The 12338-nt window shown below is 69.8% G+C and carries 14 protein-coding genes and 1 pseudogene; 11 read left to right on the top strand and 4 right to left on the bottom strand.

What is annotated here, in order from left to right:
- Positions 1 to 311: 311 nt before the first annotated feature.
- From ABZV38_RS25630 to ABZV38_RS25600, 7 genes and pseudogenes are all read left to right on the top strand, one after another.
- Positions 312 to 755, top strand: coding sequence for an archease (locus tag ABZV38_RS25630; RefSeq protein WP_356330610.1), 444 nt, complete (start codon positions 312 to 314; stop codon positions 753 to 755).
- 25 nt (positions 756 to 780) lie between these two features.
- On the top strand, positions 781 to 1764 hold the full coding sequence (locus ABZV38_RS25625) for a CapA family protein (RefSeq protein ID WP_356330608.1): 984 nt from the start codon (positions 781 to 783) through the stop codon (positions 1762 to 1764).
- A gap of 5 nt (positions 1765 to 1769) precedes the next feature.
- Positions 1770 to 3197 (top strand): RtcB family protein, encoded by a 1428-nt coding sequence (locus tag ABZV38_RS25620; protein WP_356330607.1) that lies wholly within the window; start codon positions 1770 to 1772, stop codon positions 3195 to 3197.
- Positions 3198 to 3478: 281 nt separating this feature from the next.
- Positions 3479 to 4135 (top strand): annotated as a pseudogene (locus ABZV38_RS25615) (dienelactone hydrolase family protein); the annotation flags it as partial.
- Between the two features lie 217 nt (positions 4136 to 4352).
- Complete coding sequence (locus tag ABZV38_RS25610; protein ID WP_030926101.1) at positions 4353 to 4775, top strand: RlpA-like double-psi beta-barrel domain-containing protein; 423 nt, start codon at positions 4353 to 4355, stop codon at positions 4773 to 4775.
- 11 nt (positions 4776 to 4786) lie between these two features.
- Positions 4787 to 5401 (top strand): cell wall protein, encoded by a 615-nt coding sequence (locus tag ABZV38_RS25605; RefSeq protein WP_356330605.1) that lies wholly within the window; start codon positions 4787 to 4789, stop codon positions 5399 to 5401.
- Positions 5402 to 5432: 31 nt separating this feature from the next.
- Positions 5433 to 6335 carry a MauE/DoxX family redox-associated membrane protein gene (locus ABZV38_RS25600; RefSeq protein WP_356330603.1) on the top strand — a complete coding sequence of 301 codons (903 nt, stop codon included), beginning with the start codon at positions 5433 to 5435 and terminating at the stop codon, positions 6333 to 6335.
- 234 nt (positions 6336 to 6569) lie between these two features.
- Here ABZV38_RS25600 and ABZV38_RS25595 read toward each other — a convergent pair whose 3' ends face one another.
- The gene (locus ABZV38_RS25595; RefSeq protein WP_356330601.1) at positions 6570 to 7133 is read right to left on the bottom strand and encodes a tyrosine-type recombinase/integrase; all 564 of its coding nucleotides are present in this window, start codon (positions 7131 to 7133) and stop codon (positions 6570 to 6572) included.
- Positions 7124 to 7354, bottom strand: coding sequence for a hypothetical protein (locus ABZV38_RS25590; protein WP_356330599.1), 231 nt, complete (start codon positions 7352 to 7354; stop codon positions 7124 to 7126). The genes ABZV38_RS25595 and ABZV38_RS25590 overlap by 10 nt, the downstream gene beginning before the upstream one ends.
- A 32-nt stretch (positions 7355 to 7386) precedes the next feature.
- On the opposite strand from ABZV38_RS25590, the gene ABZV38_RS25585 reads away from it, so the two are divergent.
- Entirely contained in the window at positions 7387 to 7785 is a 399-nt protein-coding gene (locus tag ABZV38_RS25585; protein ID WP_356330597.1) for a hypothetical protein, read from the top strand.
- A 71-nt stretch (positions 7786 to 7856) separates the two neighbouring features.
- Here the strand turns inward: ABZV38_RS25585 and ABZV38_RS25580 are convergent, their stop codons facing one another.
- Entirely contained in the window at positions 7857 to 8777 is a 921-nt protein-coding gene (locus tag ABZV38_RS25580) for an IS3 family transposase (protein WP_356330595.1), read from the bottom strand.
- Between the two features lie 365 nt (positions 8778 to 9142).
- On the opposite strand from ABZV38_RS25580, the gene ABZV38_RS25575 reads away from it, so the two are divergent.
- The 3 genes from ABZV38_RS25575 (at position 9143) to ABZV38_RS25565 (ending at position 11798) form a co-directional block, all read left to right on the top strand.
- On the top strand, positions 9143 to 9547 hold the full coding sequence (locus ABZV38_RS25575) for a transposase family protein (protein WP_356330593.1): 405 nt from the start codon (positions 9143 to 9145) through the stop codon (positions 9545 to 9547).
- Positions 9548 to 10530: 983 nt separating this feature from the next.
- The gene (locus tag ABZV38_RS25570) at positions 10531 to 11112 is read left to right on the top strand and encodes a sigma factor-like helix-turn-helix DNA-binding protein (protein ID WP_356330592.1); all 582 of its coding nucleotides are present in this window, start codon (positions 10531 to 10533) and stop codon (positions 11110 to 11112) included.
- Positions 11091 to 11798 (top strand): hypothetical protein, encoded by a 708-nt coding sequence (locus tag ABZV38_RS25565; protein ID WP_356330590.1) that lies wholly within the window; start codon positions 11091 to 11093, stop codon positions 11796 to 11798. Before ABZV38_RS25570 ends, ABZV38_RS25565 begins: the two co-directional genes overlap by 22 nt.
- A gap of 122 nt (positions 11799 to 11920) precedes the next feature.
- Here ABZV38_RS25565 and ABZV38_RS25560 read toward each other — a convergent pair.
- On the bottom strand, positions 11921 to 12338 hold a 418-nt coding region (locus tag ABZV38_RS25560; RefSeq protein ID WP_356330588.1), incomplete at its 5' end, for a helix-turn-helix transcriptional regulator.

Raw genomic sequence — 12338 nt, 5'->3', positions numbered from 1 at the left:
GGACGACGAGACAATTACCGTATGTCACCTTTTGGTTGCCTGCGGTCAACGAGGCGGATGAAGGCGAGTGAATGTGTGCGACGCCGACGGGTGGTCGACGGGTGGCTTCACGGTCCTGACGGCCGCACGCTCGGCCACCGTCGCCGACGGCCCTGCGGCCGCTACGGGCGTGAGCCGCCTCGTGCAGCTTGCCCCGGAGCGGTGTACAGGACGACTCTGGAGGAGGCATCGCCTGCGGCTCGGGGAACTCGGCATCAGGCTGTGCATCCGGAGACGACGGAGAGGCGCCGACCGTGGACGGTCGGGAACCCGTGGGGAAGCAGCCCGGCGCGAGTGGCCACCGGGCTGTGCCGCACACCGCGGACATGCGGGTGGAGGCATGGTCGCCGACGGCCGAGGGCTGCATCGGCGAGGCGGTGCGCGCGGTGGTGGAGGGCTTCGCCGACACGTCCGGGGCCGCAGTCGTCGGGGAACGCGCCTCCGTGGTCACGGCAGAGTCCGACGAGGATCTGCTGGTGTCCGTCCTGGAGGAGGTCGTCTACCGGATGGACGCCGACGGTGAGATCCCGCTCGATGTGGAGGTGGGGTCGATCCGGTCGGCGGGGAACGGCCGGGGCCTGTCGGTCCGCTTCCGGATGGCCGACGCCGGCACTGCCGTGCCGGTCGGTGCGGTGCCGAAGGCCGTTTCACTGCACGACCTGCAGCTGCGCGGCGGCCCCGGCGGCTGGACCTGCCGGGTGACCCTCGACGTCTGAGTGCAGGGCGGGGAAGGACGGGATCATGGCGCTCACGGTGGCACTGGCCGGCGACACCATGCTCGGGCGCAGCGTCGCCGAGGAGCTGCGCCGCTCGCCGGTGCCGGAAACGCTCGTCTCCATGGGGGTCAGGGAGGCGCTCTCGGAGGCGGACCTGGTCGTGCTCAACCTGGAGTGCTGTGTCTCCGACCGCGGGCACCGCTGGCCCGACCCGCGCAAGGCCTTCTTCTTCCGCGCGCCCTCCGCCGCCGCGCAGGTGCTGGCCGACCTGGGGGCAAACTGTGTGACGCTCGCCAACAATCACGCGCTGGACTACGGGTTCGACGCCCTGGCCGACACCCGCACCCTGCTGGCCGGGGCCGGTGTCCACGCGGTCGGCGCCGGGGCGAACGTACACGCGGCCCGGGAGTTCGCGGTGCTGGAGGCGGGCGGTGTGCGGCTGGCGGTGGTGGGCGTCACGGACCACCCGGAGGAGTACGCGGCCGGGACGGACAGTCCCGGTGTGGCCTGGGCCGATCTCCGCACGGGGGTGCCCGGCTGGCTGACGGAGTCGGTGGGCCGGGCCGCTGCGGCGGCGGATGTCGTGCTGGTCACTCCGCACTGGGGCCCCAACATGACCTCCCGGCCACCGCGCCACATCGCGGCCGTGGCCCCGGAGCTGCTGGCGGCGGGAGCGACGCTGGTCGCCGGGCACTCCGCCCATGTCTTCCACGGGATCGCCGACCGGATCCTCTACGACCTGGGCGACTTCGTCGACGACTACGCCGTCGACCGGGTCCTCCGCAACGACCTGGGGCTCCTCTTCCTGGTGACCCTGGACGGCCCGGATGCCGCGCACCTGGTTCCCGCCCGGGTGGCGGCGGTGCCGCTGGCCCTGGACTACTGCCACACGCGCCTGGCACGCGGCGAGGAACGGGAGTGGATCCGCGAGCGGCTCACCACCGCCTGCGCCGAGTTCGGCACCACCGTCGCCGACCGGACCGGACGGCTGACGGTCGACTGGAGGTGAGGGACGTGGACATCGCACTGATGGAGAAGAGCCCGTACCGCTTCCGTATCGAGCAGCGGGGGCCGATGCGCGTACCCGGGGTGGTGTTCGCCTCGCGTGCGCTGCTGCCGCAGGCGGCCGGGGACAAGGCGCTGGAGCAGGTGGCGAACGTGGCGACGCTGCCCGGCATCGTCCGCGCCTCCTTCGCCATGCCCGACGTCCACTGGGGTTACGGCTTCCCGATCGGCGGGGTGGCCGCCACCGACATCTCCCACGGCGGGGTCATCTCGCCCGGCGGCGTCGGGTTCGACATCTCCTGCGGCGTACGGCTGCTGGCCGCCGGCATCGACCACGAGGCGCTCGGCCACGACCGGATGCGGCGGCTGATGGACATCCTCGACAGCACCATCCCGCGCGGCATGGGGCGCGGCGGCCTGTGGAAGCTGTCGGGGGCCGGGGAGATGGACGATCTGCTGGTCGGCGGCGCCCGGTACGCGGTCGAGCACGGCCACGGTGTGCCACGCGACCTCGCACGCTGCGAGGACTACGGCGTCCTGGACGGCGCGGCCCCGGGGCAGGTGAGCACGCGCGCCGTCGAGCGCGGCCTCCACCAGGTGGGAAGCCTCGGCTCGGGCAACCACTTCCTGGAGGTCCAGGCGGTCGACCGGATCTACGACCGGGCCACCGCGGCGGCCTTCGGGCTGCGGGTGGGCCAGGTGTGCGTCATGATCCACTGCGGCTCGCGCGGCCTGGGCCACCAGGTGTGCACCGACCACGTCCGCGTCATGGACCAGGAGCTGCAACGGCGCCGCATCCAGGTCCCGGACCGGCAGCTGGCCTGCACGCCGGTCGACTCGCCGCGGGGCCGCGCCTACCTGGGGGCGATGGCGGCGGCCGCCAACTACGGCCGGGCCAACCGCCAGCTGCTGTCCGAAGCCGCCCGCCACGCCTTCATGACGGCTGCCGGAGTCGGTCTGGATCTGGTCTACGACATCTCGCACAACACCGCCAAACTCGAGACCCACGTGGTGGACGGTGTGGCGCGTTCACTGTGCGTCCACCGCAAGGGCGCGACGCGGGCGCTGCCGCCCGGCGACCCGAGCCTGCCCGAGGACCTCGTCCGGGCGGGACAGCCGGTACTGGTCCCCGGGACGATGGGCACTGCCTCGTACGTGATGGTCGGCCTGCCCGGCAACGATGCCTTCCACTCCGCCTGCCACGGCGCCGGCCGGGTCTGGAGCCGCCATCACGCGCTGCGCATGGTCCGCGGGGAGCAGCTTCGCGGCGAACTGGAGGGCCGGGGCATCGCCGTGCGCCCCTCCTCGTGGCGTGGTCTCGCCGAGGAGGCGCCGGAGGCGTACAAGGACGTCGACGCGGTCGCCGCCGTCACCGAGGGCGCCGGACTCGCCCGGCCGGTCGCCCGCCTGGTGCCGCTGGGCGTCGTCAAGGGATGAGCCGGTACGGCGCTGCAGAGATGGGCGCAGCTTCCCGGAGGCCGGGGCGGTCACGGTGGCCTCCGGTGGTGGAGCCGTTGGGCGTTCGCGCCTCGGCGGAACGCGAGTAGCGTGGAATGCGGGTGCGGGGCCGGCAGGAAGTCCCGTCGAAAGCCGGGAGCAGTGACGACAGCTGGGCGCCCTGACCTCGGACAACGTCGGGCGGGAGAGCCCGCCTTCGCAAGGGATGCGAACAGCGGCACGAAAACGCAGCAACTGTGGGAGCTGCGGGAGGAGCAGGGATGACGGCCGCGGATGTCGTCGTGCACGCCGGACCGGTCCGGCTCGGCGGGCAGCTGGCCGTCCCTGAAGGGGCCACGGGGATCGTGGTGTTCGCCCACGGCAGCGGCAGCAGCCGGCACAGCCCGCGCAACCGCTCCGTCTCGACCTCGCTGAACGAGGCGGGCCTGGCCACGTTGCTGTTCGACCTCCTCACGGCGGAGGAGGAACTGGACCGCGCCCATGTCTTCGACACCGCCCTGCTGGGCCGCCGCCTGACCGACGCCACCCGCTGGCTGCTCGACCGGCCCGAGACCCAGGGCCTCGCGGTGGGCTACTTCGGCGCCAGCACCGGCGCGGCCGCCGCGCTGTGGGCGGCGGCGGAGCCGGACTCCCCGGCCGTGGCGGTCGTCTCGCGCGGCGGCAGGCCCGATCTGGCCGGACCGCGCCTGCCGGCGGTGACCGCGCCCACGCTGCTCATCGTCGGAGCCGATGACGAGGTGGTGCTGGACCTCAACCGCCAGGCCCAGGCATTGCTGCGCTGCGAGAACCACCTGGCCGTGGTCCCCGGCGCCACTCACCTGTTCGAGGAGCCCGGCGCTCTCGGAATGGTGGCGGACCTGGCCAGGGAGTGGTTCGCCGGCCACCTGGTGGTTCGTCGGGCAGGACCAGGAGGCTGAGCGCCGGCGAGCGGCGCGCGGCCGGCGACATCCTCGACGATGCGGCACGAGGCCATCTATGCACCCCGCTTGTCTACGCGCATCATTGGGTTGCTTCGCTCGCACAACCATCCCCGGCCGCACCACGGGCGTACCCGCTTCCGCTGTGCCCTGTCGACGGTCGGTCCAGTATTTGTCATGCACTTGTCAACTCTACTCTCTCAGGAGGGGCAACACTATGGCTTGCGGATCAACCAGCCTCTGGGCCGGTGAAACCAGCTGGTTCTGCTGCGGCAACGCCTGGGGGCCATGCTCCAGTGCCGGCGGCGGTGCCTGCGGCAACTGCCAGTCCAGCGCACACCACGGCGCCTGGCCCAACGCCTCACAGGCGTGCTGGAACATCACCCGGCCCGACCTCTGTGGCGAGAACATCCCCAGACGCGGCTGCGGTGCGGTGATGAACGTCAAGCACCAGTGCTCGGGCGCGACGGTGTGCATCACGATCACCGACTGCGGCCCGCGCACCAAGGACTGGTGCGGCGAGGCGACTTGCTGCAACGGCACCTGTCGCACCAACCGCGTCCTCGACCTGACCCCGGCCGCCTTCTCGGCGATCGGCAACCTGAGCTCGGGCAAGCTCCCGGTCTACATCTACGAGTGAGGAGGACCGACATGACCGTACGACACGACCGGGCCGACGGGATGCGCCGCCGGCGCTTCCTCACCAATGCCGCGCTCGGCGGCGCGACCATCATCGGCGCGACCGCGCTCGGCGGGCTCGACGCCGAGGCCGCCTTCGCCGCGGAACCCTCGCTCGACCCCGCGATCGCCAAGTCCACCTTCGTGGAGGGCCGCATCACGGGCATCACCGGCAGCATCCTGGAGGTGGCCGGATCCAATGGCGGCCACTCCCGGGTGCAGATGACCAACGTCACCAGCGTGTGGAAGGTACGCGCCACCACCGCCGAAGTGATCGAGGTCGGCGACGGGCTCTACGCACGCGGCGTCAAGATGCCCGACGGCACCGTGGCCGCCGACGCGGTGTGGGTGAACATCGTCAACCTGGACACGCAGATCCGCGGCATCGCGAAGAACCGGCTGCACCTCGCCCACGGGCAGCACGAACTGGTCGGCCACGTCGCCCCGGACGCCGGCGCTTCCTACGCGGGCCGCGCACTGACGTCCGACCTGTCCCGGCTGCGCATCGGACAGAGCGCCCAGGTGCTCGGTGCCTGGCGTCCGTCCGACAACTCCGTGGACGTCGTCCGCATCTCCGTCGGGCACTGACGCAGGCCAGAGGACACAGAGAGAGGAAGAGATGCTGTCACTGACAACGGGCCTCGCCCCGCTGGTCCTCGCGGGCCTGCTCGGGTGGACCGGAGCGGTCAAGGTGTTCAGCCGGGGCACCGCGCAGCAGGCGCCGAAGACGGCGCTGGCCCGGATGCTGCGCAGCAGTGAGCGGGCCACGGTGGTGCTGCGCGCGACCGGCGCAGGTGAACTCCTGATCGCCGCAGGTCTGCTGGTGATCCCGGCGAACCCGGTGCCGGGGGCTGCCACCGCGCTCCTCGGGGCGGGCTTCCTCGCCTACCTCGGCTACGGACTGGCCATGGCACCGGAATCATCGTGCGGCTGCTCGGTACGCGAGGACACCCCCATCACCTGGCGGGCGTTCGTACGGGCGGCGGTCGTGCTCATCGGCGGGGCCACGGTGGCTGCGGCACAGGACACCTGGTGGCCGGCCGTCTCCGGGCGGCCTGCCGGTGCCCTTGTCTTCCTGACCGGGGCGGCGGCGGTTCTGGTCGCCCTCTCGGCCGACCTCGACCGGTGGTGGCTGCTGCCACTGCGCCGGGCGAGGCTGCGTGTCTTCGGGCACCCGCTCCTCGGCACCGCCGCCGGGAACCAGGTGCCGGTCGCGGCGAGCGTCGAACTCCTGGAGAGCTCCCTTGCCTGGCAGGCCGCCGCACCAGTGGTCCGGTCCGCCCTGCTGGCCCACTGGGAGGACGACGGATGGCGCATTCTCCAGTACTCGGGTGTGTACGGGGACGGGGAGAACGCGCGTCCGGTCGCGGTGGTGTTCGCACTCGACGCCACGGCCGGCCGCGACAGCGGTGCCGACCCGGTCGTCCGTGTCAGCTACGTCGACGCGGACAGCGGGGAGGCGGTGGCCGTGGAGGAACTGGGCTCGGTGCCGTCGCGGAGGGTCCTGCCGATGGCGGGCTGACCGCCACGACCGGATACCTCGGCCCGCCACGGTCCTGAGGAACACAACAGGGCCGGTCCCGCGACAGCCGCGGGTCCGGCCCTGCCGGGAAGGCGGGGGAAGCAGACGTATGAGCGGCAGACGAGTCGGGCTGTACGCCGGGTTCTGTCCCACCCAGGGAGCGCTCACGCTCTGACCTGCACGTTTACGGGCGTCCGGCGGCTGGTCCCGTCCTTTGGGACTTCTCAGGGACTTTCAGCCGAGGTCCGTGAGCCACGCCTCGATGGCGGACAGTCCCCGCGCGCCGGCCTGCGGCATGAAGTGCGTGTACGTCCGGAGCGTGAACGCCGGGTCGGAGTGCCCCAGCCACTTCGCGAGCGACACGATCGACTCACCAGCTTCGAGCATCACCGAGGCATAAGTATGGCGCAGGACGTGGAAGCCGTGCTCGCGGCTCGGCTCCCATACACGCGACGGCTTCTCGCCCGGCTGTCGCTTGGGCAGCGGCGGGATGACTCCCGCACCCGCAAGCGCGGGCTTCCACGCCTTGGTGTTCCAGGTGGTGCGGTTGATCGCGCCGCGCCGCCCGGTGTAGACGAGCAGCGGGACGGTCACCTTGCGCCGGTCCTCGCGTGCGAGGTCGGGCTCCTCGGGATCCAGCCACGGCAGGGTCACGTCGATCGGTTCGAAGTGCTCCTGGTGCGTGAGGAGCCGCTTCGCGAGCACCTTCGGCAGGGGCGCATCGCGCTCCTTGCCGCCCTTGGGAGGGCCGAAGTACAGCTGCGACTTGTACATCAGGATCTGCCGCTCTACGTGCACGAATCGCCGCGGACATCGCCTGGGCTGAAGGCGAACGCCTCACCCTGCCGGAGTCCGCACCCGACCCCGAGGTCGAGCGCGATCCGGTACCGATCGGCCAGCGCCTCCCGTACGGCGTCAACACGATCCTGCTGCCAGGCCCGAGCCTTGCGTTCCGGCTTCTTCGGGGGCTTGATCGAGCTACTGCCCTTGCACGGGTTGCGGTACAGCCGCTTGTCCAATCGACCAGCCCGCGGGCCGCGCTGATCTCGAAGTGCTGCTGGAGGACCCGCATACGGTGTCGATCCTGTGCTCCGGTTTCAACGACGCTCCGTCGGCGTCCATCCAGCACCTCCTCCAGCGAGCCCGCGACATCAACAACACACAGATCGACTCCAACGCCAGCGTGCTCGTCCTCGCCCGCCCTGGCGAAGCCTTGGCCGTCAAGGACGAGGCCGGTTCTCGGGCCGAGACGGCCGAGGAGGGATACGAACTCAAGAACGAGCAGGTCCTCAACGCATTTACGCCGTACCGGCTCGGCGGGATATCGACGTTCGTCTTCAACGCTCTCGAGGACGAGCCAGAGGGCCTACGGACCTTCCTCCGCGAGCGCGTGACGCAGAAGCGCGACGAGTTCCAGCGCCAATTGGATGATGTGCTGCACCTCGCATAGCCCGCAGGCCGGTGGACCGTCAACTTCTCGGCGGCCCGCGTTGTCAATCCCCTCGAACCGTGGAGTCCTTCCTATGCGGCCAGTCCCTCGGAGAGGGTGGCCCGGTACTCGTTCTCGTAGTCGATCGGGCTCTTGAAGCCGCACACGCTATGTAGCCGCCTGGTGTTGTAGAAGCCGGTGATCCAGGTGGCGATCCTGATGCGGGCTTCGGTGCGGGTCCGGAAGCTGTGCCGGTACACGTACTCCACTTTGAGGACGCTGTTGAACGCCTCGCTGACGGCGTTGTCGAAGCACGAGCCGACTCGGCCCATGGACTGCACAATGCTCAGCTTGCGGCAGGCCCGCTTGAACTTCCGGGAGCAGTATTCGCTGCCCCTGTCGGTGTGCATGACCACGCCGCGGACATCGCCGCCCCGGGTGGCCGCGGCCATGTTGAGTGAGGCCACCACCAGCTCGGCGTCGTGCCGGGCGCCCATCGCGAAGCCGAGCAGCCGGCGGGAGAGCAGTTCGATCACCGTGGCCAGGTAGAGCTTGCCCTCGCCGGTGTCGATCTCGGTCATGTCGCCTGCCCAGACGAGGTCTGGTGCCTCGGCGGTGAAGTCCCGGCGGACGAAGTCCGGGGCGGCCGGCCGTTTGCCCGGCCTGGTCAGCGACCGGCGGCGCTTGGCCTTCCGGCCCGCCAGCCCGAGCTCGGCCATCAGCTTCGCGACGGTGTTCACCGACACCCGCCAGCCTCGGCGCACCAGCTCGATGAACACCTTCGGCGAGCCGTAGGTGCCCCCGGAGCAGCGGAAGATCTCCTCGATCTCCTCCGCCAGGAACTGCCGGCGCACCTCCCGCGCGGTCGGCGGCCGGTCGCGCCACTTGTAAAACCACGACTCCGACACCCCCAGAGCCCGGCAGGCGACGCGGTGCGGTATGCCCTCCTCGGCCTTGCAGCTGCTGATCACTCCGACCGCCACGGCCGGGTCCGCCTCAGCTACTTCACCCACAAGGCCACGAATCGCTTGCACACATCACGCCCTACCTTCTTCTCGGTCTGAACTGGTCATTCGTAGGATCGGTGCACCCAGGGGCTCCGGGTATGGCTCACATCACTCTGCGCCGTCAGATGGTGCATGGAGCTTGGCCGCCCGGAGCCCCGCGACGGATGCCCAGATCCTCGGCCACCTCCGGAATCGGCTTCCCGGTCTCCGTCACGATCCGTACCGCCCCCTCACAGAACTCGGCGTCGTAAATGCGCTGCCTGGATGCCCTGACCCCCAACTATCCCTCCGGTCACGGTCTCCACAGTAGGAGGGGAAATGCAGAGAACCGGAGAAACTATTCCGGCAAGCACAGACACCATGGCCTGCTCGTGATCGCGCTCACCGACGACCGGGGCCGACTGGTCTGGGTCTCCGCGGTCAGACCCGGACGGACCGCGGAGATAACCGCCTGCCATCACGACAAGCTCACGGAGAAGTTGCGGGCGGCCGGGCTCGGCGCGATCGCTGACCTGGGATTCGTCGGGCTCGACGACAGCGATCCCGGCGCCGACCCGACGGTGATCACCGGCTACAAGGCCGCCCGGAACCGGCCTCTGACACGGGGGCAGAAGCTGTCCAACAAGGCACTGGCGGCCGTCCGGGCACCGGTCGAGCACGGATTCGCCCACCTGAAGAACTGGCGCGTCCTGGACAAGATCCGCACCGACCCGGCGTGGGCGACCGCGCTGGTGAGGGCTCTGCTGGTCCTGACGAACCGTGAAGTCGCCCGCTGACCGACGATCTTGTCCGGAGTCATGCGCCCGCGACCAGCGTGAGCATCCCGAACCCGGCGCACACCAGACCCGTGACCTGCAACTTCACGATGCACAGTGCTCAGTGAGGACGAAGCCATCGGTCATCTCGGGGCGCTGGCCGGCCTTGCTCGCCAGGCCGCTGGCCGAGGCCACCGCCTCTACTGCTCTGCGACGCGCTGGCACGGCCCCGGCCACGGTCGGACTGCTGCGAGGTGACGCCGCCGCGGAGGGGCACATACCTACGGCGATGGATGCCATGACTTATGCCTCAGGTCCGATTGTCTAGTCGTGTGACCGAGGCACCGATGATGGCCTTGCGGCCAGACTTGCAACGCGTTCCGGCTTGCAGGCCAAAGATGCTCCTGTGCAGCCGGTCCACTGGTCCGCGGTCGTAGGTTTCGGGGACGGCGGCCTGCCCGGCCGCGGCACCTACCCCTAAGCAATCAACCGTGGCAGGGCTGTGGCGAACGAGCGCACCGACAAGCCCGACTCACATACCCTCCTCACTGGTACTGGAGCTCTTCATGCCCGACACCTCACCTCAAGCCACCGGCCCCAGGGTCGCCGTCGTCACAGGCGGAACCGGGGCCATCGGTGGAACCATCGTCCGCACTCTGGCGGAGCGCGGCCCTGTCGTGAGGGCTCTGGATGGCGCCAGCGACATCACCTGCGACCCGTCCAGCGCCCAGGACGCGGCGTGCCGCAGCACGCCGCGTCCTGACCGAGAACGACCGAGCACCGTCCCGAGCCTGACTTCCCTCCCGACACCGCACGAGAGAAAGACCCGCGCGAGCAGTCGTCGCACACCACGAGACGTCTTGCCGCATAAGGATCAACGCATCCCTGTCGCTGATAGCACGGACTACGAGTTGGCCGCTCCGCCGAACACCGGCGCTTTGGACGGCCCTGCCGCCGCCGCGGCGGATCCAGCCGAACTCTTCGCGCTCTTCCACCGTGTGACCATGCCGTTCATCGACCAGTTGTACGCGGCCGCTGTACAGATGACCCGCGATCGCCGCAACGCCGAGGCGCTGATTGAGGAGACCTACCTCAGGGCTTTCGACTCCTTCGGGTCATTGACCTGGCAGACAGATGCCAGGATGTGGATGTTCCGGTTCCTGGCCGAGACCGCGCTCGATGCCCGTGGCGAGCGACAGCGCCCGGTGCGCTCGAGCTCTCCGACGCGACGCTCCATCGGCCGGTTGCCGGACACAGAACGCCCGACGTTGCATGTTCCCCAGACCGCCGAGACGCAGGCTGTGGGCCGGCTGTCGGAGCATGCGGTGAAAGTCGCGCTGCAGCGACTCCCGCGGAAGCTCGCCATCGTTGTATACCTGGCCGACGTTGAAGACTTCTCCCACGTGGAGATCGCGGAGATCCTGAGCATCCCACCCAGCACCGCGAAATCCCGGTTGCACTATGGACGACGGTGTCTGCACGGGCTGCTTACCGACCCCGCACGCCAGCGCGGGCTCCTGTTCCACACGATCAATGGCTCCGTCGAAGGCTCGGTTGCGCCGAGATGGCAGGTATTGGGTGCCTAGCTGACAGCATTCTGAGCGTCTTCTCGGACGGCAAGAGCCCCTATGGCGACGGTCGGTTGCCGGACACAGGCTGGATTGCCTACCTCGGTGACGGTCTCTCGGGGGATCAGCGGATCACGAATGGCAACGAACTCATGGCGGAGTATCAGTCTGCTGGTCGTCCCTTGCGCTACTGGCACAAGCCATTACAGAAGCAGTTCAGCTTTGAAACCTGGGCAGCCATCGTTCAGCGTCGGATGCACTGGGGCGTAGGAGCCGACGGCGAGTGGCGTCGTGAGTTCCTCTCGATTCTGGCCCCCGTACCCTCCCCAGAGCGCGAGAGCTGGACTCAGGACGTGGTCGAGGCACTTGAGGCCGACACCGGCGCGCTTCACGACGACACAGACAGCTACCGTCTGGGCGACCTGGATCCCGAGGCGCGCGACACCACGGAGACCGACGAGGACGCCTACAAGCATTTGGCAAAAGCTGCGGAAGCCAACGCCAAGCGGGAGCAGAGCAAGAAGCCGTCGCTCGTTGATCGCTTCATCCGTGACCCGAGCGCCCGAGCAGCAGTCATTCACCGTAGCGGCGGTAACTGCGAAAGCCCCCAATGCGCCGGCCGCCCCAAGGAACGCACCTCCGCGGGAGAGCCGATCTTGCAGGTCGACCACGTACAGGACCTAGCCAAGGGCGGGGCGGGGTGAACACCGCCCCCGCCGTGGCCGGAGCCGTGAAGGTGCCCGAGCCGGTCGGCGGAGACGTGCGTGGCACGGGAGTCGGCGCCCCGGTGCGACAGGCCGTCCGCCCTGGGTCGGACACCGCCAGATCACTTCGGGCCGCCGGACAAGGTGGCCTCGGGCTGTTCTTCGTGGAGGGCGGCAAGCGCAGCGGGGAGCATGCCCCGGCTGGTGATGCCCAGGCGTGGGTAGATCTGGTACAGGTGGGCTCCGACGGTGCGGTGGGAGATGAACAGGCGCTGGCCGATCTCCCGGTTGGTCAGCCCCTGTGATGCCAGTACGGCTATCTGCGTTTCATGGGCCGACAGTTGCTCGCTGGTGTTGGCGTGCCGTCGGCCGCTCGACTCGCCGGTGGCACGCAGCTGCTCGCGGGCCATCTCGGCCCAGGGCTGCGCGCCGATCCGGTCGAACGCGTCGCGGGCCAGTCGCAGCGGGGTGCGGGCGTCCACGTTGCGGCGGTGCCGGCGCAGCCAGCGGCCGTGGTGCAGGTGCAGCCGGGCACGCGCC

Origin of the sequence: Streptomyces sp. NPDC005181 (assembly GCF_040608395.1) — a bacterium.
GTDB lineage: Bacteria > Actinomycetota > Actinomycetes > Streptomycetales > Streptomycetaceae > Streptomyces.
Note: the sequence above shows the minus strand (reverse complement) of the source record. Positions and strands in the feature narration are given on the sequence as shown.